The 21,560-nt window shown below is 52.4% G+C and carries 20 protein-coding genes and 1 pseudogene; 11 read left to right on the top strand and 10 right to left on the bottom strand.

The window, feature by feature from the left end; translation table 11 throughout:
- Positions 1-10 precede the first annotated feature (10 nt).
- Positions 11-700 (bottom strand): MgtC/SapB family protein, encoded by a 690-nt coding sequence (locus tag ACFSUF_RS08755; RefSeq protein ID WP_377602134.1) that lies wholly within the window; start codon positions 698-700, stop codon positions 11-13.
- A gap of 235 nt (positions 701-935) precedes the next feature.
- Here ACFSUF_RS08755 and ACFSUF_RS08760 point away from each other — a divergent pair, with 235 nt between their 5' ends.
- Both ACFSUF_RS08760 and ACFSUF_RS08765 read left to right on the top strand, forming a co-directional pair.
- On the top strand, positions 936-1,121 hold the full coding sequence (locus ACFSUF_RS08760; protein ID WP_377602136.1) for a DUF6954 family protein: 186 nt from the start codon (positions 936-938) through the stop codon (positions 1,119-1,121).
- 34 nt (positions 1,122-1,155) lie between these two features.
- Entirely contained in the window at positions 1,156-1,893 is a 738-nt protein-coding gene (locus ACFSUF_RS08765) for an alpha/beta family hydrolase (protein WP_377602138.1), read from the top strand.
- Positions 1,894-1,958: 65 nt separating this feature from the next.
- On the opposite strand, the gene ACFSUF_RS08770 is transcribed toward ACFSUF_RS08765, so the two are convergent.
- The 3 genes from ACFSUF_RS08770 to ACFSUF_RS08780 form a co-directional block, all read right to left on the bottom strand.
- Positions 1,959-2,888, bottom strand: a complete 930-nt coding sequence (locus tag ACFSUF_RS08770) for a carbohydrate ABC transporter permease (protein WP_377602140.1) — start codon at positions 2,886-2,888, stop codon at positions 1,959-1,961.
- Complete coding sequence (locus tag ACFSUF_RS08775) at positions 2,888-3,829, bottom strand: carbohydrate ABC transporter permease (RefSeq protein WP_377602141.1); 942 nt, start codon at positions 3,827-3,829, stop codon at positions 2,888-2,890. Before ACFSUF_RS08775 ends, ACFSUF_RS08770 begins: the two co-directional genes overlap by 1 nt.
- 76 nt (positions 3,830-3,905) lie before the next feature.
- On the bottom strand, positions 3,906-5,222 hold the full coding sequence (locus ACFSUF_RS08780; protein WP_377602143.1) for an ABC transporter substrate-binding protein: 1,317 nt from the start codon (positions 5,220-5,222) through the stop codon (positions 3,906-3,908).
- A gap of 163 nt (positions 5,223-5,385) precedes the next feature.
- On the opposite strand from ACFSUF_RS08780, the gene ACFSUF_RS08785 reads away from it, so the two are divergent.
- From ACFSUF_RS08785 to ACFSUF_RS08795, 3 genes are all read left to right on the top strand, one after another.
- Positions 5,386-6,093 (top strand): potassium transporter TrkA, encoded by a 708-nt coding sequence (locus ACFSUF_RS08785; RefSeq protein ID WP_377602145.1) that lies wholly within the window; start codon positions 5,386-5,388, stop codon positions 6,091-6,093.
- Positions 6,094-6,192: 99 nt separating this feature from the next.
- The gene (locus ACFSUF_RS08790; RefSeq protein WP_377602147.1) at positions 6,193-7,377 is read left to right on the top strand and encodes an MFS transporter; all 1,185 of its coding nucleotides are present in this window, start codon (positions 6,193-6,195) and stop codon (positions 7,375-7,377) included.
- A gap of 69 nt (positions 7,378-7,446) precedes the next feature.
- Entirely contained in the window at positions 7,447-8,280 is an 834-nt protein-coding gene (locus ACFSUF_RS08795) for a glycosyltransferase family 2 protein (protein ID WP_377602149.1), read from the top strand.
- A 171-nt stretch (positions 8,281-8,451) separates the two neighbouring features.
- Here ACFSUF_RS08795 and ACFSUF_RS08800 read toward each other — a convergent pair whose 3' ends face one another.
- Both ACFSUF_RS08800 and ACFSUF_RS08805 read right to left on the bottom strand, forming a co-directional pair.
- The gene (locus tag ACFSUF_RS08800; RefSeq protein ID WP_377602150.1) at positions 8,452-8,964 is read right to left on the bottom strand and encodes a zinc ribbon domain-containing protein; all 513 of its coding nucleotides are present in this window, start codon (positions 8,962-8,964) and stop codon (positions 8,452-8,454) included.
- A gap of 241 nt (positions 8,965-9,205) precedes the next feature.
- A complete protein-coding gene (locus ACFSUF_RS08805) occupies positions 9,206-10,360 on the bottom strand; it encodes an ROK family protein (protein WP_377602152.1) in 1,155 nt (384 codons plus the stop codon).
- Between the two features lie 207 nt (positions 10,361-10,567).
- Between ACFSUF_RS08805 and xylA the strand changes: the two genes are divergently transcribed.
- The 3 genes from xylA to ACFSUF_RS08820 all read left to right on the top strand — a co-directional run bounded on the left by xylA (position 10,568) and on the right by ACFSUF_RS08820 (position 14,791).
- Complete coding sequence (gene xylA / locus ACFSUF_RS08810) at positions 10,568-11,878, top strand: xylose isomerase (RefSeq protein ID WP_377602154.1); 1,311 nt, start codon at positions 10,568-10,570, stop codon at positions 11,876-11,878.
- Positions 11,879-11,894: 16 nt separating this feature from the next.
- Positions 11,895-13,388, top strand: coding sequence for a xylulokinase (gene xylB / locus ACFSUF_RS08815; RefSeq protein WP_377602156.1), 1,494 nt, complete (start codon positions 11,895-11,897; stop codon positions 13,386-13,388).
- Between the two features lie 152 nt (positions 13,389-13,540).
- Positions 13,541-14,791: an aminopeptidase gene (locus tag ACFSUF_RS08820; protein WP_377602158.1), complete on the top strand. Its 1,251-nt coding sequence runs from the start codon at positions 13,541-13,543 to the stop codon at positions 14,789-14,791.
- 58 nt (positions 14,792-14,849) lie between these two features.
- Here the strand turns inward: ACFSUF_RS08820 and ACFSUF_RS08825 are convergent, their stop codons facing one another.
- The gene (locus ACFSUF_RS08825; RefSeq protein ID WP_377602160.1) at positions 14,850-15,323 is read right to left on the bottom strand and encodes a PaaI family thioesterase; all 474 of its coding nucleotides are present in this window, start codon (positions 15,321-15,323) and stop codon (positions 14,850-14,852) included.
- Between the two features lie 454 nt (positions 15,324-15,777).
- Between ACFSUF_RS08825 and ACFSUF_RS08830 the strand changes: the two genes are divergently transcribed.
- The 3 genes and pseudogenes from ACFSUF_RS08830 (at position 15,778) to ACFSUF_RS08840 (ending at position 18,491) form a co-directional block, all read left to right on the top strand.
- A complete protein-coding gene (locus tag ACFSUF_RS08830) occupies positions 15,778-16,824 on the top strand; it encodes an MBL fold metallo-hydrolase (protein ID WP_377602161.1) in 1,047 nt (348 codons plus the stop codon).
- Between the two features lie 117 nt (positions 16,825-16,941).
- Positions 16,942-17,437 (top strand): annotated as a pseudogene (locus ACFSUF_RS08835) (Dyp-type peroxidase); the annotation flags it as partial.
- A gap of 19 nt (positions 17,438-17,456) precedes the next feature.
- The gene (locus ACFSUF_RS08840) at positions 17,457-18,491 is read left to right on the top strand and encodes a hypothetical protein (protein ID WP_377602163.1); all 1,035 of its coding nucleotides are present in this window, start codon (positions 17,457-17,459) and stop codon (positions 18,489-18,491) included.
- 56 nt (positions 18,492-18,547) lie between these two features.
- On the opposite strand, the gene ACFSUF_RS08845 is transcribed toward ACFSUF_RS08840, so the two are convergent.
- The 3 genes from ACFSUF_RS08845 to ACFSUF_RS08855 all read right to left on the bottom strand — a co-directional run bounded on the left by ACFSUF_RS08845 (position 18,548) and on the right by ACFSUF_RS08855 (position 21,477).
- Positions 18,548-19,570: an aliphatic sulfonate ABC transporter substrate-binding protein gene (locus tag ACFSUF_RS08845; protein ID WP_377602165.1), complete on the bottom strand. Its 1,023-nt coding sequence runs from the start codon at positions 19,568-19,570 to the stop codon at positions 18,548-18,550.
- Positions 19,571-19,604: 34 nt separating this feature from the next.
- Positions 19,605-20,780, bottom strand: a complete 1,176-nt coding sequence (locus ACFSUF_RS08850) for an LLM class flavin-dependent oxidoreductase (protein WP_377602167.1) — start codon at positions 20,778-20,780, stop codon at positions 19,605-19,607.
- 124 nt (positions 20,781-20,904) lie between these two features.
- A complete protein-coding gene (locus ACFSUF_RS08855; protein ID WP_377602169.1) occupies positions 20,905-21,477 on the bottom strand; it encodes a phosphatidylglycerophosphatase A family protein in 573 nt (190 codons plus the stop codon).
- Positions 21,478-21,560: the final 83 nt, after the last annotated feature.

A 21,560-nucleotide genomic window follows, 5' to 3' on the forward strand; every position in this document is an offset into this window, starting at 1 on the left:
GCGCTTCTTGTCACAGATGCTCAACTTCGACATGGCGTACGTGTTCCATTTTTTTAATGACATAATACACATCCGTCGCAAATTTCACATGAGGAGGGGAAGAGAGGGTAATCTCCATCTGCTGCAGCCCCGATTCGATATCTTTGACTTTCAACGTCTTGATGATGCCGAGGCCTTCGGTTCCGTGGATGCTGGTAAGGATATCGGATAGCTTCTGGTTGGGCTCCAGCGTCACTTTGACGTAAATATCCCTGTGGTGCATTCGCATGAAACCGACTTTCCGCAAAATCCAAGGCAGCACATTCACGGCAAATATCAACAGGCAGACCGTATAGAAAGCCTCAATATAAAATCCGGCGCCGATCGCTATCCCAAGTCCGGATGCCGACCAGATCATCGCAGCCGAAGTAAGGCCGCTGATTACATCATGTCCTCTCCGTAGAATCACCCCGGCCCCAAGGAAACCTACGCCGCTGACGATTTGGGCGGCAAGCCGCATAGGATCATTGTTGATGACCGGATGTTTCAAATATTTCATGGAGTCCACGGATACAATGGTAACAAGACAGCTTGCGATACATAAAATCATACAGGTTTTCAACCCGAGGGGTTTATGCTTGAGCTGGCGGTCAATCCCGATGAGAAGTCCCACGAGCAGAGCAAACGATAGTTTGAACACAAAGTCCAGATTCAAGTCCATAGGTGCACACCTCAAAACGTTTTTCATGAGATAAACCTCTATCGAGGTCTTTTCGAAGCGGAGCGACAGCGTTTATTGTATGTTTATTCGCCAATAGGTTATGTGGTAAAAAAGGATACTACCAGCATATGCCCGTAGGGACAGGATATTTACATATGCAGTTGGTTTTCCGCTGCAGGTCTGGTATCGTAAAATGAGAAGGATCTTTAGACAGATACGATTGGGGGAAGCGGAAATGAAAGCGGGTCTGATCGGATTGTTTGCAGTGCTGTTCGGGTTAGTCACCTTTTTTGGCCTTGGACCGGCCGTGTTCGCCGACGGAAGCCCGACGGAGCGGTGGCTGACCTTTCTCGTCGTTGTTATTCTGTATTTGCTTCTTACGGCTTCACTACGGTGGCTGTTGAAACGTTTCCCCGGCTAATTTCGAGACAGATGGATACTAAGGAGTTACGTTCATGAAAAAAAAGGTGCTGCTGCGTATATTAGCATTAGTGCTGATCCTGTTGGCGGCCGCAGGATACGATTACTTGAAGCCCTATAAACCTGACCGGGATGCGTTAGCCGCTATGCAGAGTTCTGCCGCAGTCACCGTTACGGAAGAAGGCGGGCTGCTTCATTTCGAACCGAGTAACGCAGGACCGACTACGGTAATTTTTTATCCGGGCGGACTGGTTACGCCGGAAAGCTATGCCCCGTACGCCAAAGAATTGGCTGGCGACGGTTATCGAACATTTATCGTTAAGATGCCGTTGAATCTGGCTGTGCTGGGCGCGGACAGGGCCGATGAAGTGGTGGATGCCTGGAAAGGCAAAACGGAACGGTTCATTATCGGCGGTCACTCACTGGGAGGCACCATGGCCGCAAGGTATGCAGCCAGCCATGCGGAAGTGATCAGCGGCGTGTTTTTCATGGGATCTTATCCTGAAGCCAAAGGCAATCTCGCGCAAGCCGGGATCCCGGCGCTTTCGGTGACGGGGAGCCGCGACGGCGTCCTCAACCGGGAACGCTTCGAGGAGAGCAAGAAGCTGCTTCCCGCAGATACGGTATACTTTACGGTGAGCGGAGGTAACCATTCCCAATTCGGCAGTTACGGTCTCCAAAAGGGCGACAATGAAGCTCAAACCTCTCCCGCAGCGCAGCGGCAGGAGGTCACCGACATGATGGAATCATGGATCTCCAGCCTAAAACCATAAAGTTGGCAAAGGGCGCCCGCACGTTCCGTGCGGGCGCCTTTATTATGCTGCCGAGTCCTTTCCCGTCAGCCTTTTGTCCCCGCCTGTAAATTCATCCCTTCGATGAAATATTTCTGCATGAGGAAGAACAAGACAATGACCGGCAGCAGGACTAGTACGGATCCCGCCATCAAATAATTCCATTGGGTTGTGAGTGTAGTCTTAAAGGTTTGCAGCCCGATCTGGAGCGTATACAGCGTTTCGTCGTTCACATAGAGCAGCGGTCCGAGGAAATCGTTCCAGGCTCCGTTGAATGAAAAGATCGCTACGGCAATCAGAGCAGGCTTCGCCAGCGGAATCATGATTTGCAGCCATATCCGGAAATGGCTGGCTCCGTCGATTTTGGCCGCTTCGATCAGGTCGTTTGGGACGCCCATATAAAACTGCCGCACCAGGAAGATAAAAAATGCATTGCCCAGAAACGCCGGCAGGATGAGCGGATAGTACGTCCCCACCAAATTTAGTTTAGAGAAGAAAATATACTGCGGAATCAGCGTGACAAAACCCGGTATCATCATGGTTGCAAGCAGCAGCGCGAACCAGAACTTTTTGCCCCGGAAGTCAATCTTGGCGAAACCGTATGCTACGAATGAATTGACCAATACATTACCCGCGACTGTGCTTACGGCAAGAAACAGGGTGTTCAGCGTATATTGAGTGAACGGGGCTGCGTTCCATGTATGCGCATAGTTGCTCCAGAAGGCCTCTTTCGGCACGAAAGTAGGAGGATAAGCCATAATTTCATCCATCGACTTCAGCGAGGTGGCGATCATCCACCAGAAAGGCATCAGGATCACGGCACTCCCGGCGATCAGGAGCGAGTATAAGACCGCGGCACGCAATATCCGTGCGCGCTTCATACTGATTCCTGCATGCGTTACGGAAGTAAGGTCCGAATTTCTGCTTCCGGTACCAAGAATGGGGCGGCGATCAGCTGCAGCGGCCGTTTTCGGCATTACCGGTCACCTCCTTCATAATGAACCCAATATTTCGACAGCCCGAGGTTAAGGAACGTCAGTACCATCACAATTGCAAACAGCACCCAGGCCATCGCCATCGCATAACCCATATCAAATACTTCGAACGCCTTGTTCCACATATGCAAGTTATAGAACAGCATGGAGTTCATAGGGCCTCCGTCACCGCTCTCCGACATGACATAGCCTTCTTGAAAAATCTGAAAACCGCCGATAAGGGATGTGACTACATCGTAGAAAATAACCGGTGTGATCATCGGCAGTGTAATATGCCTGAATCGGTGCAGTATACCGGCTCCGTCTATTTTCGCAGATTCATAAAGGGTTGGAGAAACATTCTGCAGTGCGGCCAAATAAAGGAGCATGCTGCCGCCTACACTCCACATTTTCATGAAAATGACCGAGGGCTTCGTCCAGGCCGGATCCGTCAGCCAGGCGGGGCCGCCGATGCCGAACCAGCCGAGCGCCGTGTTCACGAGTCCGGAGGACGGGCTCAGCAGCTGCATCCAGAGCATATAAACGCCTACACCCGAAAGTACGGCGGGCAGGTAAAAGATGGTGCGGAACATCCGGATACCGGCAAGCTTTTCATTAAGCAGCAAGGCCATTAGTACAGAACCTATCGTTGTAAGAGGCACCATCCAGGCCACATAAAACAGGGTATTTTTCAGAGATACCCAGAACAGCGGGTCATTGTTCCACATCCTATCAAAATTGGCTAACCCGACCCAGTTCATTCTTGAAGTAATATCGTAATCGGTAAAGCTCCCGTACAAGGAAAACAGCAGCGGGAATAACGTGATGCCAAACAGGCCGATCAGCCAGGGCATAATAAACATGTATCCTTGCAGATGTTCGCGAAATGCCGTTTTACTGCGCCTGCGGCGTTTCCATTTGTTTGCTTTAGCGGCAGCTTCCATCGTAGTTCCTCCCGGTGATATCATTTAGATTTCATAGGCAAAAGGAGGGGCTGGCCCCTCCTGCAGAACAGCCATGTTATTTGTTATGTTCCATCAAGTTCCGGACGGCTTGGTCCGCTTTGCTTAAGGCGTCTTTTGAGCTTTGCCGGCCGAGCAGTGCGGCATCGACCTGCGGATCGATCAGTTTCTTGAAGTCCGGGGCTTGTACAGGCGTAGGGAACATCTGAGTCACTTGCATATTGTCCACCGCTGCTTTAAACACGGGATCTTTACTGAGTTGCGGAGCTTCATTGGCCGCTTTGTTGGCCGCGATGTCGAAGTTTTTCTCCGCCCAGTACGTTTGGGGGGCCTTGTCGGTAAGGAATTTCAGGAACTCCCAAGCCTCATCAGGATGCTTGGCGCCGTAAGGGATCTCCACTACGAAACCTCCGCCGCTGCTGTAGTGCCCAGAGCCTGGAGTCCGCTCCGGGATCGGCGCTACACCGTACTCCATGCCTTTTCCGTAATCGCGGAGCTGGGTATTAAACGTGGCCGTATCTATGATCATCGCGACCTTGCCCGCGATAAACGGATCAGCCTGCTGTTTGCCGAATTCCGCTTTAAAATTATCGATCGTGCCTTGCCCATAGCGCTTCGTCCACTTATTAATCCAGTCGAGCGTTTCGGTTTTGGCCGGCGTGTTGACGGCAATATTACCTTGCGTATCAAAGAAACCGGTGCCTCCGTCCGCATTCATCATAAAATTATCCCAGCCGAACCCGCCCCAGAGCGGATAAAAGCCGATTCTGTCGTATGTGCCGCCGTTCTTTTTATCCAGCTTCATCGCGTATTGCTCCAGTTCGTCCCATGTTTGCGGCGGTTTATTCGGATCGAGGCCCGCTTCCTGGAACGCTTTCTTGTTATAGAACAACAGCCGTGTATCGGTTACAAAAGGAAGGGAGTATACTTTGCCGTTATATTCGCCGGTTTTCCACAGGTTCGAATAAAAACGGTCTTGGATACGATCTTTGGCAAGATACGGCGTCAGATCGGTCACCTGCTTCTTTTCTGCCCGTAAGGCTACAGTATTGATGTCGTTCACAATGACGTCCGCAGGGTTTTTCGAAGCGATGGAGGCCAGATTTTTGGTCCAGATATCGCCCCAAGGAAGATAAGTATGTTTCACGACAATCCTGTCCTGGGAATCATTAAAGTCTTTGATGATCTTTTCTATAATAGGCTTCCGTGTCTCAGAGCCCCAGAAGGTCCAGAAATCGATCGTTACTTTTCCGCCGTCCTCCGCTTGGGCCGTTTTTTTATCGGGCAGCGCGCAACCGCTTACAGCTGCTGTCATAAGGAGAAGCAGTGTAAGGGCGAGCAATGTGTGAAATTGAAAGTTTCTAAACTTAAGCATGTGTCCATTCCCCTCTAAAGTTGTTTTGTATGAAAATTGGAAAAGCAGTGTAGGTGTTAATACACGAAAGCTATCGGAAGCGAAACATACATTTACTGGATATTTTGAAACGTTTACGGCCACTTCGGTATGGGTAATATGCAGAAATAAGGAGTGAAGCCGGATGGTTTTTATCAGCACTTATTTGGCAATTATTTTTCTGGTAGTGGAAATATGTGTAATTCTGATGCGATTGACAGGGCTGGATCGGGAAATATCCAGATTTCAAGTCGTCTCGATGTTAACCGGCACAGGTTTTACCACCAAAGAGTCCGAACTGATACTGCGCCATCCGGCCCGGCGCAAGATCGGCATATTTCTGATCCTGTTCGGCGTATTCTCGCTTGCGGTCATCATCTCGTCATTAAGCACGATGATTTCGGAACATCTGAAGGGACAGGAAACAATCTGGATTACTATTATGCTGGCGATTCTATGGGTCTGTCTCCGTATACCGAAGCTGCAGCGGAAGTTGGCAGGTTTCTTTGAGCATAAGATCGTAGAGCATTTTGACCTTCATGAAGTAGCGGTAAGGGAAGTGTTGTTTCTGGACGAAGATGATTGGCTGGTGGATGTTCCGCTATTCGAGGGTTCAGAGTGGATCGGACTTAAGCCTGAGGACATGTTGGCAGAGGAAGACGATGTTCAATTGCTGTTTATCCATAGAGGGGAACGCAAGATACGAGGCAAACGGATGACCGAGATCCTGGCGGAAGGGGATATTCTTTATATGTACGGGAACCGTTTCGAGATCGGAGTAAGGTTTGAACGGGATCTGCACAGGAAAGAGCAACTGCTCGAGAATGACAAGGGAGCCGCGGCTATCTTGTAAGCTTTTCCATAGTTGTTATGGTCAAAACCGGCGGTTCACCCTATAATAGAGGCTGTCGCAGTTTTAAGCGGTAAACTACAACAGGGCGGTACTCTTATTATGAAAAAATTTGTGTGGACCGGGTGTCTTGCCTACCTGGTCATTGCGTTTGCCCATGTAGCGGTAGGCTCGGTTCTGGAAGACTTGCTGCACCATTACGGCAAAAATTACTCCGCCGGAGGGACGCTGATTTTTCTTCAATTTTCCGGTTTCTTGCTGGGAGTCCTCACATCGCCTTGGTGGTCCGGCCGGTTGGGCAGAAGAGGGTGCATACTTCTTGCGTTCGGCGCTCTGACTGCCGGGGAGCTGATATTTACCTTCCTTCCGGACTGGAACCTGATGCTGGTTGCGGCTCCAATAGCCGGTTACGGCTTCGGGATGGTGGAGTCGGCGATCGGCGCTGCCGTAATTGAGTTTGCGGAAGAAGGCTCGAAGGCTTCCTCCATGGCCCGTTTGGAAGTGTTTTTTGGCGTCGGGGCGATGCTGCTGCCTGCCATAGCCGGCATTCTGATTAAATTGGGCTATTGGCGCCTCAGCTTTCCTGTCATTGCCTGTTTGTCCTTATTGTGTTTTATCCTGTACGCCCGGATGTCATTCGGCCAGTCTGACGGGCAGTTTGCCAAACGGCCTGCTGAGGTAAAAACATCGTTAAGGGTGATGTACCAAGGCCCTAAACTTGCTGTGCTGGCAGTTTTGGCCTTGTTCTTTGCACTGTATGTGGGCATCGAAATGACGTTTGTGAACTTCCTTCCGTCGATCCTGATCGATAAGCTCGGCGTGCAGACTTCAACAGGAACGGCGGCAGTTTCCCTGTTCTGGGCAACCATGGCTTTCGGACGGTTATTCGCCGGAAACCTGGCCGAGCGGGCGGGATACGGGCGTTACGTGACGGTCAGCTCCTTCGGGGCTCTGGGATTGTTTCTCGTGTTCTATTCCGTTTCCGGTTTCGCTGCCAGCTTCGCGATGGTGATGGGCATGGGATTGCTGATGGCTGGCATTTTTGCCATTGCCCTGATTTTCGCGAATACCGCCCTGCCGGGAACTACGGAAACGACTACCTCGCTCCTGATCGCATCCGGAGGGGTAGGCGGAGCCGTCCTGCCGCTTGTTACAGGCTATACGATGGACCACTATGCCTCGGATACGGCGGTTGCCTTGCTGGCCGGGTTGATGGCTGTCATGGCACTGTTGATTACGGGAGCGGCCAGATTGAACGCCGCCCGGCAAAGGAAGCAGATCAATTAACATACCAGAACGCTCCATGCTTATAAAGTAATAGAACGGGGGACCATCCCCGCAAAGGAGAATGAAGCTGTGCAAGAAGCAACCATATCCGTACTTATTCCTACTTATAACCGCCCGAAGGTGCTGGCCGAGGCTCTGGAGTCTCTGTCAAGGCAAACGGCAGCGCCATCCGAAATCATTATCGTAAACGACAATGGATCTCCGGTAGAGGAAGCGGTACTAGCCTATCCGGATCTTCCGATCAAGCTGATCAACCTCCAGCAGAATGGAAAGCATGTCCATGCCCGCAACACTGCGCTGAAGGCAGCCACGGGCGAATATATTCTGCTGCTTGACGATGACGACTTACTGATGCCTACGCATATCGAGCGGATGCTGAAGCATTTGGAAGATGCGGATATGGTCTATTCCGATGCGGAGATTTTCGATTACACCTTCGAGGAGGACGGCAGCCGTACGCCTAACAGCCGTTTTCTGTTCGCATACAATGACGATCCGTTGGAAATGCGGAAGTTCTCTACTTTCGTAGCATCCGGCTGCATGTACCGGAGAGAATTGCATGAAACGCTGGGACTGTTCGATACCGAAGTGTACAATTACTGGGACTGGGATTTCTATTTGCGGGCCGTATCTTTGTTTCGGGTAAAAAGGGTCCCTGCAGCAGGCGTGCTGTATTGTTTCTCGACAGACGGAGACAACGTGTCCAATGACCTTGGAGAGAAACGAAAGGCTTATCTCGACCGTCTCACCGCCAAGCACGGACTGGGCGAGCTGCCTGCCAAAAACTTCTTCGTGCTGCTGGAAGAACCGGCCATGAAGCGCAGGGAAGCGCTGACCGAAATCTTGTGGGACGGAAAGCCGATCCGATCGCGGCTGGCTAAGGTGCAGGAAAGCAGTATATAGATACGAACCCGAAAAAACGATATAATGGAAAAAACTTCCTCTTATCTCGCTCCCAGCCTTTGATTACGAAGGTTGGGAAAGAAATAGAGGAAGTTTTACGTTTATGTAAGCAAAAAGCCGATAATTTGAATCATTAGCTAACCTAATTGCTCTTATTTCAACGCGTCCGTTTTATTCGTACGTCTGCACGGCAGGCTGCTGTTGTTGCTGCTGTTCCCGCATCAGCCGGTAGCCGCAGTTCATACAGAACTTGGCATTCTCTTCAATCTCCTGTTTGCAGGAAGGGCAGGTATCCAGCAGGTCTTCCGGCTCCTCGTCAAGCAAAATGGAAATTTCCCCGAAACGGCTTCCGCACTCCGGACAGAACTTCGCATCCAACGGTGCGACAGCACCGCAGCTGCATTGGCGTTCGTTCTTGAACTGATGTATACGGTACTCGATCTGCTCGATTTCCTGCTCAATATCCTGAATCGCTTTGGAAATTTCGTCGATCGGCCGTTCCGCAATCGTAAGATCTCTTACCCGGTAAGCCTCATAAACCGCCTCGCCCATCTCCAGAAGCTTGACGTTGATTTCGTCCCTTTTATCGGTAATTTGCGTCCTGAGCCGGTTAATTTCCACAGCTGTTTGGGCCTTGCGCCCGGCGTCCGCAGCACTTTTCTTAAGTTTCTCAAACAAATTCATCCGGTAGTCCCCCTTACGATGATCTGACAGGTGCATGGCTAATCAAATGAAGATTTACCCAACTGTACCCCAGATCATGCAGGAAAATCAATGTCAGTTTTTTGACAGATTTGTGAAAAAAGGTCGATTTCCGCCGCGCCGTTCTTTCCGCTTCCCACCAAACTGTTCCCGAAAACGGCATAATCAGCTGCCGCTAAAACGCGGTTGCCCCTCTCCAAAAGGCCGCGATTCGCGGTTTACTTCATCCGATCTGAACCCGATCCTTGGAGAAAAAGCCGGAAATTGCCGAGAAAGCGGCCCCGAGCACGGTAGAACGGTCCCCAAGCCGAGCGAATTCCAGTGACAGCCCGCTGCGGTGAAAAGACAATGCGCGCTCTTCAACGGAGGTGCGGACCGCTTGCTCCAGCCACGGAGCGGCATGGATAATTTCATTCCCTATAATGATCGACTGCGGGTTCATCACATTAATGATATTAGCGATGCCAACGCCGAGATACCGGCCTATCTGCTCCAAAGCATGCACTGCCCGCTCCGCTCCGGCCTCGGCTTGTCTGGCCGCTTCCGCGAAATGGGATATCCCCGCCTCCTCCGCCAGAGCCTGTTCAGACGCATAGAGTTCCCAACATCCCCGGTTGCCGCAGGTACAAGGCTTGCCGTCCACCTGAATGGAAATATGGCCGGTTTCTCCGGAGTAACCGGAAGCTCCTTTGAAGAGGTCGCCGCCCATGATCATTCCGGTTCCGATACCCGTGCCGACGCTGACATAAACCAGGTTAGACAGCTGTTGGCCCGCGCCGAACTCAAGCTCCCCGAGAGCACCGGCATTCGCTTCATTATCAATGGTTACCGGGAGCCCGAAGGCAGAGACCAGCGCGGCGCCCAACGGAACATCCCGCCATCCTAGATTAGGGGCGAAAAGCACCCCGCCTTCGGCGTCAACAAGTCCCGGAACGCCAATGCCGATTCCGACAATGCCAAGCGGAGAAGAGGGAGCATCCGCGATCAGACCCGAAATCATAGCGGTTAGCACACCAATGACGGACTCCGGATCTTTGGCGCCAAGAGGGATTTGCCTCTGAAGAACTACTACGCCGAGCAGATCGGTCAGTACGGCGACCGCTTCGTGCACACGCAGATCGATGCCTACGGCAAAGCCTGCCGATTGGTTGAACACGACCATGACCGGCCGGCGGCCGCCGCTCGATTCCCCCGGACCTGTTTCATACGCCAGCTGCTCGGATAACAGCTCGTTGACCAGGGAAGAAACCGTCCCTTTATTTAAGCCGCTGATCTCCGACAGCTTTGCGCGTGAAAGGGGGGAGTTGCGGCGGATAAGCTGAAGAATGATGGATTTGTTTATTTTTTTGACTAAATGTTGATCACCGGTCGTTCGCAAACAAGGACACACTCCGTTCATGCATCTGCAGTTATTCGATATTTACAAAATTCTGCAGCGCGGGTTACCTACATATTCATTACTGTAGTGGAAAAGATTCCGGATTGCAACTTAGTTTATCCATTGCACAAACTAAGATAGTTATGGTAAGCTACTTGTGAAATGATTCCAATCCAGCACCAATCATTCGAAGGAGGACATATCCTAATGGCTTATTTTGAAAACGTGAACAAAATTCAATTCGAGGGCAAAGATTCGACGAATCCGCTGGCATTTAAACACTATAACGCGCAAGAAGTTGTCGCTGGCAAAACGATGGAAGAACATCTGCGGTTCGCGATGGCGTATTGGCATACATTAGTCGGCGGGGGCTCGGATCCGTTCGGTTCCGAAACGGCTGTGCGGGGCTGGGACCGGTTTTCCGGGATGGACCTGGCTAAGGCGAGAGTAGAGGCGGCATTTGAATTTATCGAAAAAACCGGTATTCCATACTTCTGTTTCCATGACCGTGACATCGCGCCGGAAGGCGGCACGCTAAGAGAAACAAACAAGAACCTCGACGTCATTGTAGCCATGATGAAGGATTATATGAAAACCAGCAAGGTCAAGCTCCTTTGGAACACCGCTAACATGTTCACCAACCCGCGGTTCGTACACGGTGCCGGGACGACTTCCAACGCTGAAGTATACGCCTATGCCGCTGCCCAGCTGAAGAAGGGCCTGGAAACCGGTAAAGAGCTAGGTGCGGAAAACTATGTATTCTGGGGCGGCCGTGAAGGATATGAAACACTGCTGAACACCGATATGAAGCTGGAATTGGATAACTTGGCACGGTTGTACCATATGGCTATTGATTATGCGAACGAAATCGGATTTGGCGCTCAATTCCTGATCGAACCGAAGCCGAAGGAGCCGACGAAGCATCAGTATGATTTTGACGCTGCTACTTGCATCGCATTCCTGCAGACTTACGGGCTGAAAGACAAGTTCAAGCTGAACCTGGAAGCGAACCATGCTACGCTCGCCGGCCATACGTTTGAACACGAACTGCGTGTAGCCCGACTGCACGGAATGCTGGGCTCGCTGGATGCGAACCAGGGAGATCTGCTGCTCGGATGGGATACGGATGAATTCCCTACCGATCTGTACACAACAACGATGACTATGTATGAGGTGCTCCAAAACGGCGGCATCGGCAGCGGCGGCATTAACTTCGACGCCAAAGTAAGAAGGGCATCCTTCGAGCCGGAAGATCTGTTCTACGCTCACATTGCCGGCATGGACGCTTATGCAAAAGGGCTGAAGGTTGCCTCGAAGCTGATCGAAGACCGTGTGCTGGATCAGTTTATCGATACGCGGTACGCTTCGTTCAAGGAAGGCATCGGTGCGGATATCGTTGCGGGCAAAGCTACACTGGCTTCCCTGGAGCAGTATGCGTTGGATCAAGGTCCGATCAAGAACGTTTCCGGCCGCCAGGAACTGATCAAATCTGTGGTAAACCAATACCTGTTCGGGTAAAAAAGGAGACATACCTATGAGCTACGTATTGGGCGTCGACCTCGGCACCAGTTCCGTAAAAGTTGTGATGGTAAACAGATCCGGAGTGGTGACTGCCGAAGCTTCGGAAAGCTATCCGCTGATTCATCTGCAGTCCGGCTACAGTGAGCAAAAACCGGAGGATTGGGTGAAAGGCACCGTCAAGGCGATCCGCCGGCTTATCCAGGAAAGCGGGACGGCTCCGGAGGAAATCCAAGGGCTGAGCTTCTCCGGACAAATGCACGGGCTCGTACTGCTCGACAAAGACCGTCGGGTGGTGCGGGACGCCATTTTGTGGAACGACACACGGACCACGGCGCAGTGCCGCCTCATCGAAAGCAAGCTTGGCAGCCGGCTGCTGGACATCGCCAGAAACCCGGCGCTGGAAGGGTTCACCCTGCCGAAACTGCTATGGGTGAAAGAGCATGAGCCGCAGCTGTACGAGACGGCATCCGTATTTGTGCTGCCGAAGGATTACTTGCGCTACCGCCTGACCGGGCAGTTAGCGATGGAGTATTCCGACGCGGCCGGCACGCTGCTGCTTGACGTGGCGGAGAAGCGGTGGAGCGCCGAGATTTGCGAGGCGCTCGGCATCGATCCGTCCGTCTGCCCGCCCCTGGTGGAATCGTCCGACCTCGTCGGCACGATTACGCTGGAAATGGCGGAGCAGACCGGACTGTCGCCCGCGGCGAAAGTGTTCGCGGGCGGAGCCGATAATGCGTGCGGCGCGATCGGCGCAGGCATTTTGTCGGGGGAGCAGACGATGTGCAGTATCGGCACATCGGGGGTAGTGCTCTCCTACGAAGCCGGCAAAGATCGGGATTATGCCGGCAAAGTGCATTTCTTCAACCACGGGCAGAAGGATGCCTTCTATGCGATGGGGGTAACGCTGGCAGCCGGGTACAGCCTGCAGTGGTTCAAAGAAACGTTCGCCCCGGAACAAAGTTTCGATGAGCTGCTGACCGCATTGGGCACGACGGAACCCGGCGCAAAAGGGCTGCTGTTCACCCCTTATATCGTGGGTGAACGGACTCCTCACGCGGATGCTTCCATCCGCGGCAGCTTTATCGGCATGGATGCCTCCCATGAGCTGGGCCACTTCACACGTGCCGTCGTGGAAGGGATCACGTACTCGCTGCGCGAGTCCGTGGACATTCTGCGCGCGGCCGGCAAACGCATCGACAGCATTACTTCCATCGGCGGCGGAGCAAGGAACGACCATTGGCTGCAGATGCAGGCCGATGTGTTCAACGCCGAGGTGGTGAAGCTGGAAAGCGAGCAGGGCCCGGCGATGGGCGCGGCCATGCTGGCAGCGGTCGGCTGCGGCTGGTTCGGCAGCCTCTCGGAATGCGCCGGGCAGTTCCTGCGCCCGGCCAAGACGTTCCAGCCTGACGCCGAACGCGTCCGCCGTTACGATGAGCTCTACACGGTATACCGCGGGATTTACGCGGCTACACGGCCGCTTAACGAAGCGCTGACCGCGTTCCGCTGACACACAGAACCTCCGCACAGGCGGCGGCCGGATATCCGGCGCCCTGCGCGGAGGTTTTTTTGCAGGATTGTTCCGCAGTTTTTGGACACCTTCCGCCTCAACGTTTATAATATGGATTTGAATGACTGACGATGAGAAAAGAGGAAATGTCCATGACGGTTACACATCAAGCGGATCGCTTTGAACAGCAATTACATAAATATGCCGAGCTGGTGGTGAAAGTCGGCGTGAACCTGCAGCAGGGGCAGGTGCTTTACGTGGAGTCGCCTCTGGAAGCTGCTGAGTTTACCCGTGCCGTCGTGCGTAAAGCCTATGAGGCGGGAGCCAAGTACGTTCAAGTCTCCTGGAATGACGAGGCGGTGACCCGGGCCAGATTTGAGGCGGCGCCGGAAGAATCGTTCTCCTTCTATCCGAAATGGGAAGCAGAAACGATGGAGAGGCTGGCGGAAGAAGGCGGCGCTCTGCTGAACATTAAAGTGCCGAACCCGGATCTTTTCGAAGGGATCGACCCGGGCAAAGTATCCAAGGCAACCCGTACGGCGGCTGCGGCCCGGGAAACCTTCTCCGGTTATGTGCGCACGAACAAGCTGGCCTGGTGCCTGGTGAAGGCGCCTACCCGCGTATGGGCGGATAAAGTGTTTGCCGACCTGCCCGAAGAGGAGCGGATCGGGGCAATGTGGGACACGATTTTCCAGATGAACCGGATCGGCCATGACGACCCGGTGGCAGCGTGGCGGGAGCATATCGATACGTTAACAACTTTGTCCGCGAAGCTGAATGCCAAGCGTTATAAGAAACTTCACTATAAGGCCCCTGGTACGGATTTGACCGTTGAACTGAACGACGGGCATATTTGGATCGGGGGAGGCAATACGAACCAGAGCGGGATCTATTTCGTCCCGAACATGCCAACGGAAGAAGTATTTACGATGCCCCGCAGATCCGGCACGAATGGTACGGTTAGCAGCACAATGCCGCTCAACCTGAACGGCAGCCTGGTGGACCGCTTTACGCTTACGTTTGAAGAAGGAAGGGTCACGGATTTCACGGCTGAAGTGGGCTATGAAGCGTTGAAAGCGCTGCTGGAAACGGACGAAGGCGCCCGTTACCTCGGTGAAGTGGCGTTGGTTCAGAATGATTCACCGATCTCTAATTTGAACCGGATTTTCTATAATACCGGTATCGACGAGAATGCGTCCTGCCATTTTGCGCTGGGGAGCGCTTATCCGTTTAACATCGAGGGCGGCACTCAGCTTTCCAAAGAGCAGCTGCTTCAGCGGGGTGCCAACGTGAGTATGACGCATGTGGATTTCATGATCGGTTCCGCCGATCTGGATATTGACGGTGAGCGGGAGGACGGAACGAAGGAGCCTGTGTTCCGCAAAGGGAACTGGGCCCTATAAAGTGAAAAAGCAGGTCCCGTTGAATAGGGCCTGCTTTTTTGCCTTGCTGAAGCTTATTTTACGTCAACTGCATAAACGTAGCTGTGGAAGCTGCAACCAATGATCCCTTGTCGTTACTGATCCGGCAGGAAACCTGCAGAATATCCCTTGCCCGGCTGACAAGACGTGCTTCCGCCAGCAGCCTGCGGCCGGTTCCGGCATGATGGTACTGGATATTCATATCCACTGTTACAAATTTAATCCCGGGTTCCAGCTGATGCTCGAGCATCCAGGCCATTGCCATATCGGCAAGTGTAGCCGTTACTCCTCCGTAAACGATACGGTACGGATTCTGGATATCAGGAGTAATGGGCATGGAGCAGACGAAGGTTTCCGGGTCGTCCGAAGGTTCATATACGATCTGCAGGAAGTTGCCTAGAAACGGGTACTTATTCTCCTTCATTTGTTCCAAAGCATGAACGGTTTTCTCAACAATGCCGGTTCCTCGTTCGGATAAAGCGGCAATGCGGTCCTGTAGCGGCGGTCGGTTCATTTTTATCACCTGCGGTCTGAGTAGTGGGCATACAGAGAGTGCATACCGATTGTATCAAAAGGAAGCGGACACCGAAACCTGCGGACTTAGTCAGCTTTATCTTGCCTGTTACCAGCTTCTGTACCCTGTATTTATAAGGTTTCTTCGTCCTTAAAGCATCCAAGGCATCGGCAATCGCAAAAATCCGGGCGCCTAATGGAATATCCTTCCCACGAATACTGTGCGGGTTCCCTGTCCGTCATAGCGTTCGTGATGATACAAATTAATATCCAGGGGATCCTCCTGTATGTAAAGAGTACATTCTTCCATGATCACCGTTTTCTGAGCTATAACTCTTTCCGCAAAGAAATTATTTTCCTTTTATTTTATTAAAAATCACGAATTTAAGATGGTTATCCCGCAAGAAGAGGGCAGGCCGCAAGAAGAGGGCAGGCCGTAAGAAGGAGATTTTCATATGGATAGCAAGAGGGACAGAACATTAGACAGCAACATGAACAGGAAAGCAGCCGATGAAGCAGACAGTATCGAATTTTGGCCTACGGGGGAAATCCGAAGGCTTCGTGTCCCGCTTCCTTTTTCCCTAAGGTATGTAAACAGCTATGTTATTAAGGAAGCGGAAGGAATTACGGTCATCGATCCGGGTCTCCATACTCCGGAAGCGGAGGAAGTCTGGGAATCGGCGCTGGCCGGCTGGGGTGCCGGTTTCACCGACATCACGCGGATCGTGCTTACGCATTACCATCCCGATCATTATGGATTGGCCGGGTGGATGCAGCTCCGTTCGACTCATGCGCCTGTAATGCTTTCTGCCGAAGGGCATCAGCAGGCGAAGCTGCTCTGGGGGGAAGGCCATGACGTCTATATAGATGAACATGTGAAGCTGTTTTTAGCGCACGGCATGGATCCCGACCTGGCAGCCCAGATGGTTCCGCATATGAAAGGATTTGCGGCACAGGTTTCTCCGCAGCCTCAAGTGACTTATCTCCGGGAAGGAGAGCTGCTATCGATGGGCGGACGGACTTACCGTCTGCTCCATACGCCGGGCCATGCTTACGGCCACCTGTGCCTATACGATGCTGAAGCACGGGTCATCTTCTGCGGCGATCAGGTGCTGCCGCAGATCTCGCCGAACGTCAGCTATATGCCGCACAGCGACCCGAACCCGCTGGACTCCTATTTGTCCAGCTTGCGGGAGCTGTCTGAGCTTGACGTGGCGATGGCCTATCCCGGACACCGGGATCCCTTCGCCGCCTTCGGCAAGCGGGTGCGGGAGCTGCTCGCGCATCATGCCGAGCGGCTCGCCTTTGTGGAGGCCGGCCTGGCGGCGCCGGCCTCGGGGTTTGCCGTCTGCCGGACGATGTTCGGCGACGGGTTGACGGTACACCAGATGCGCTTCGCCATGGCGGAAACGCTGGCGCATCTGGTGTACCTGCGCTCGACCGGCCGCGCGGTCGAGCTGGAGCGGAACGGCGCGAAGCTGTGGCGCGCCGTGCAGGGGTAGCGGCGGCGGGGGACGGCGCCGCAAGCAAGCATATATAAGGCGGCTGCGTGAACATATGTCACGCAGCCGCCTTTATTTGAAAACACATCATTTTTTTAGAATTGGAAGGATGGGGCTCAAGTGTCCGACGGGGCGTCATGGATGGATAAAGGAACTTATATGATTATGCGCCGCATACGGATGCGTGTGGAAGTGTGGGACCGCACCTCTTTGGGCGAGCAGGAGACGACCTTTGGAAGACACCGCGATACAGGCGCTCCGCTTGGCGGGACCGGAGAGTTTGAAGCAACTGATTACAGCAAGCGATGCCAAAGGGAAACCGGTTGTTCCGCAGGATTCCCATATGGCGCTTGCCAGTATGCGAGGGAAAGTCAAGATTCATCGGAGAGGATATTCTTACTCGAACGGCATTGATATCAAGACGGGTCAGCTGGATGCAGGACTCCTCTTCATTTGTTATAACCTGGACCCGCGGCAACAGTTTATTCCGATGCAAACGAAGCTGGCCGAGTCTGACCGGCTGAACGAGTATATTGAACATTTAGGAAGCGGCATCTATGCCTGCCTGCCAGGCGTGAAGGAAGGCGGCTACATTGGAGATACATTACTTTAAGGTTGGAGTGCCAAAACTTATGATACGCACACTTATCGTCATATGGGCTATAGCGCTGCTGCTTCTGCCCGCTCTCCAGCCGGCTGCAGCAGCAGACCCGATTTCCCCTAAGACAAAGAATGAGCTGGTTTCCCTATCGAGCGATGCGCTCATTCATGCCGGGGACGGGAATTGGGACGCTGTTAAGAACACCCTGAACCATATAGAGAGTAACTGGATTGATATGGCTGCGGACGATTCCAAGCAGGCCGCGGGCGTAACAGAAGCATTGTCGTTAGCGCAAAAGGCTGTGCAGGATGCAAAGACGGATCCGGCTGCAGCGTCTAAAGCGGTCTCCGCGCTGGTGAAGTCCCTAGATACGTACCTCTCTTCGGGGGAGGAACAGAATCAGTCCAGTTCATTAAAGAACGAATTAGAGTCAATGCTTCCCTTTATAAAAGATACTTTGGCTAAGGTTCAATCTTCAGACTGGACTGGCGCTAATACTTCATACAACGGTTTTGTCACTGAATGGGGAAAAGCGGAAGCTGCCATCCGTAAAGCCGATTCAAGGCTGTACGGCAAGATTGAGGTTAAGCTCAGCGGAGTCAGGATCGCTTTGAATACCGATCCTACTGATCAAGAACGTGCGCAATCGCAGCTGCAAAGCCTCATGGAGGGAGCCGAAACGATCATTTTCTATGTGGGAATGGCTTCGTCTATAGAAACATCCAAGCTGGTCCTGGGAACCGGCTCTGCTGCAGCCGTCCTTGCGGTCTTCGCTTTTATTGTACTGAAAGCAAGCACAGCGATACCAGTCCGGCCATTCTTCCGGTTAGCAGGCCTTTTGCTCTACAACATGGCGTTCAAATTTCTCGGCGTGGGGATCCATGCGCTCCAAGTGTCCAACACCATTTCGGCACACACTTCCGGGAGTCTGCCTGACATTGAGGCGCTGGGAATGTACAACAGTTGGGAAGTGTTTATCCCCCAGATGACGGTTCTCTTGATTATCCTGATAAATATCTTAAGAATTGAATGGAACAAAAGAGATGCAGCTGTGGCATCAGCCTGACTAAATAAAAAAACACTGACTCGGTTGAGTCAGTGTTTTTTACTTCTGACAACTTATTAATTTTCCAGCAGCTTATTTACAAACGTATTATCCACAACTTCCTTAACGTCGATCTTCTTCTTAATGCCGCCTGTATCATAAAGAAGGTCAGCTGTTTCCTGCTGTGCTTTCAGATAGATGTCACTGACCGGTTCCAGGATCGGGTTCTGTTTTTTCAGCAGGTTCCGGATGATGTCCGGTTCGACCTTCTTCAGTTCAGAGTATAACGTGATTACTTCTTCTGTATTCTCTTTTTGCCAATCCAATGCTTTCTTATATTCGCTTAAAAATAAAGTGACAAGTTCAGGATGCTCTTCCGCGAATTTAGAGCGCACGACGGCAAAGGAAGGACTAGCCAGATTGAGTTGCTTGCCGTTTGCGAGAACAACCGCGCCTTGTTTTTCCGCAAGGGACACGTAGGGTTCCCAGATAGCCCAGGCGTCGACAGCTTTGGATTGGAACGCTGCCTGAGCTTCATCAGGCTGAAGCTGAATCAAGTCAATTTCAGACGGTTCCAGACCCGCTTGAACAGCTGCGCGATACACGAAAGTGTAGGCTGAACTGCCTTTAGCCACAGCCACTTTCTTGCCTTTTAAATCAGCAACTTTGGCAATGCCGCTGTCTTTATGTACCAGCAGCGTGTCTCCTAGTTTTCCGTCGCCCAACACCGCAATCTCTTTAAACCCGACTCCGCCGGCCTGACCTGCGATAACCGGTCCGTTGCCGACTAGACCGAAATCCAGGCGGTCCGAAGCAATAGCCTCGAAGTGCGGGGGACCGCTCGGGAATTCCTGCCATTGAACTTTGGCCCCGGCTTTGGCGAAGGCGTCTTCCAGCCAGCCTTTCTTCTGCTGGAGATTCAGCAGGCCAACGCCTTGGTATCCGATATTGACCGTTACCGTTTTCTTTGGAGTGTTCTCCGCTTTTCCGCCGCTGTTGGCGGCTTCGGCTTTGTCCTCGGTACTGCTGCAACCGGCAAGGGCGGTCAGTAATAAGACGGCGGCAGCTGCTGCAGTAAATAAACGAAAGTTTCTTTTCATGGTTTTTTCCTCCCCTATTTCAACACAGTGATTTTTAGATGGCCAGCGAGGCAGAGATTCCTTTGCCGGCTAATTTCTGTTTCACTAGCGGAAGCAGCAGCTCACCTGCAATTTCCGCTTCTTCCACATGAGGATAACCCGACAAGACAAAAGAGCTGATGCCGGCTTCCACGAATTCGATCAGGCGGTCGGAAACCTGCTCTGGTGTGCCCACGAAGGCAACGGCACCGCCGCCGCGGATCCGGCTTAGGCCGGACCATAAATTCGGTCCGATCACATAGCCGTTTTCTTCGGATTGTTTCCACAAAGCCGTCTGCCTCTGCTGGTTGGTCGCATCACTGCGGCTGTGCAGCTTTGCCGAGAACGCTGCGGCATGGGGGTCCGCTTTGGAAATGATGTTCCAAGCCGCTTTCCAAGCCTCTTGTTCCGTTGGGCGCACAACAAGCTGAGCGCGCAGACCGTAACGCAGCTTCCTGAGTACGCCCAGGTCGTTATGTACGGCTGCCAGCTGTTCCTCTGTTTCCGCAATCTGCTCTTTAATCATGTCAACGGTCTCTCCCCACATGAGATAAACATCCGCTTTCTCGGCAGCTACACGTTTGCCGGCGGGAGAACTGCCCCCAAAGTAGAGAGGAGGGTGCGGCTGCTGCACAGGAGCCGGCAGATTCAATCCGCCTTCAATCGTGTAATAATCGCCGTGGAAGTTCGTACCGGTCAAACCGCCCGACTCTACGTATTTGGCAAGATGGAAGTCATGGGATTTCATCCAGGCGTCCTTGACGATCGTCAGAAATTCATTCGTCCTGTCATAGCGGGCATCATGGTCGTTGAACAAAGGGTCGCCATGCGCCTTCAAATCGTCAGGAGATCCTCCGGTTACGACATTGATTAATGCACGCCCGCCGGACAGTACATCCAGGGAAGCCGCCATGCGTGCAGCCAGAATCGGGTTAATTAATCCTGGTCGCATAGCTACCAGCGGTTTCAGCTTCATTGTGTGCGAAGCAATGGCGGAACCTACTACCCAAGCGTCAATGCACGTATGGCCTGTCGGAATCAGCGTAAATTCAAAGCCGGCGTGTTCGGCTGTTTTCGCCACTTTGATGAAGTAATCGAGGCTGGGTTCACGCTCAGGCTTTACTCCGATATAAGGACCGTCTCCTGAGGTTGGAATGAACCATCCGAATTCCACCTGATGATGTGCAGTCATTGTTCTTATCCTCCTGTTAAGTGAAATGTAAATCTGTCCGGGAACGACAAAAAACCGGAAGCTGCCATGAAAGGCGCCTCCGGTGAACCGGTAGATCCTGTTACTCCTATCGGATAACTATGTATTACATCTTAACCGCTTCGTTTTCACCTGTCAACGCTATATTTTGCAATAAAGCCCCGCCGGGTTTCATTTCTTCCAGTTCCGCTTGATGGCCATGGGCAATTTTGCTGCTGGCTGCCGCGGCTATCGCACCGACCAGATCGTCCAGGAAGGTGTGAATCTGCCCGCTGGACTTATCGTTTAACCGTTTCAGGACGCCTTCTTTCCGCTTATCGATGAAACCGTAATTGGTAAACCCGATGCTTCCATAGACATTCACTATGGATAAAGCCATAATCTCATCGCAGCCATACAAGGGCTCATCATTTTGAAGCATATCCTGCAGCGGCTGCATCAGCTTTCCCTGTTCTGCCAGGATATCCAGCTGAATCCCTGTCAACAGCGCATTTTGTACCTCCCTTTTGGCAAGTACCTGATCCACTGTATGCAGGGCTTTTTCCTTAGTAAGACCGGGAATATAATCCCGCTGAAGGAACATCACCAACTCCGCGATTTCGTCCTTCGTTACGCCCCGTTCCATAAGGCATTGTTCCGTTGCATGCGCTACCTTTTCGCTGTTTAAGCTGTAGTCCATTGTCAAGTCCCCTTTTACCAGTTCATAGGTCGGCCTCTGCCTTGTTCCAGTGTTCCCCGCAAAGGCAAATTTTACGAAACAAG

The organism is Paenibacillus gansuensis (assembly GCF_042684925.1).
Lineage (GTDB): Bacteria > Bacillota > Bacilli > Paenibacillales > DY6 > Paenibacillus_N > Paenibacillus_N gansuensis.

Excerpts from the sequence above, each read along its gene's own strand:
- ACFSUF_RS08755 (WP_377602134.1), bottom strand. The coding sequence starts at position 700 with ATGGACTTGAATCTGGACTTTGTGTTCAAACTATCGTTTGCTCTGCTC.
- ACFSUF_RS08820 (WP_377602158.1), top strand. The coding sequence starts at position 13,541 with ATGACGGTTACACATCAAGCGGATCGCTTTGAACAGCAATTACATAAA.
- ACFSUF_RS08785 (WP_377602145.1), top strand. The coding sequence starts at position 5,386 with ATGGTTTTTATCAGCACTTATTTGGCAATTATTTTTCTGGTAGTGGAA.
- ACFSUF_RS08830 (WP_377602161.1), top strand. The coding sequence starts at position 15,778 with ATGGATAGCAAGAGGGACAGAACATTAGACAGCAACATGAACAGGAAA.
- ACFSUF_RS08765 (WP_377602138.1), top strand. The coding sequence starts at position 1,156 with ATGAAAAAAAAGGTGCTGCTGCGTATATTAGCATTAGTGCTGATCCTG.
- ACFSUF_RS08780 (WP_377602143.1), bottom strand. The coding sequence starts at position 5,222 with ATGCTTAAGTTTAGAAACTTTCAATTTCACACATTGCTCGCCCTTACA.
- ACFSUF_RS08775 (WP_377602141.1), bottom strand. The coding sequence starts at position 3,829 with ATGGAAGCTGCCGCTAAAGCAAACAAATGGAAACGCCGCAGGCGCAGT.
- xylB (WP_377602156.1), top strand. The coding sequence starts at position 11,895 with ATGAGCTACGTATTGGGCGTCGACCTCGGCACCAGTTCCGTAAAAGTT.
- ACFSUF_RS08770 (WP_377602140.1), bottom strand. The coding sequence starts at position 2,888 with ATGCCGAAAACGGCCGCTGCAGCTGATCGCCGCCCCATTCTTGGTACC.
- ACFSUF_RS08825 (WP_377602160.1), bottom strand. The coding sequence starts at position 15,323 with ATGAACCGACCGCCGCTACAGGACCGCATTGCCGCTTTATCCGAACGA.
- ACFSUF_RS08790 (WP_377602147.1), top strand. The coding sequence starts at position 6,193 with ATGAAAAAATTTGTGTGGACCGGGTGTCTTGCCTACCTGGTCATTGCG.
- ACFSUF_RS08845 (WP_377602165.1), bottom strand. The coding sequence starts at position 19,570 with ATGAAAAGAAACTTTCGTTTATTTACTGCAGCAGCTGCCGCCGTCTTA.
- ACFSUF_RS08855 (WP_377602169.1), bottom strand. The coding sequence starts at position 21,477 with ATGGACTACAGCTTAAACAGCGAAAAGGTAGCGCATGCAACGGAACAA.
- ACFSUF_RS08850 (WP_377602167.1), bottom strand. The coding sequence starts at position 20,780 with ATGACTGCACATCATCAGGTGGAATTCGGATGGTTCATTCCAACCTCA.
- ACFSUF_RS08800 (WP_377602150.1), bottom strand. The coding sequence starts at position 8,964 with ATGAATTTGTTTGAGAAACTTAAGAAAAGTGCTGCGGACGCCGGGCGC.
- ACFSUF_RS08840 (WP_377602163.1), top strand. The coding sequence starts at position 17,457 with ATGATACGCACACTTATCGTCATATGGGCTATAGCGCTGCTGCTTCTG.
- xylA (WP_377602154.1), top strand. The coding sequence starts at position 10,568 with ATGGCTTATTTTGAAAACGTGAACAAAATTCAATTCGAGGGCAAAGAT.
- ACFSUF_RS08760 (WP_377602136.1), top strand. The coding sequence starts at position 936 with ATGAAAGCGGGTCTGATCGGATTGTTTGCAGTGCTGTTCGGGTTAGTC.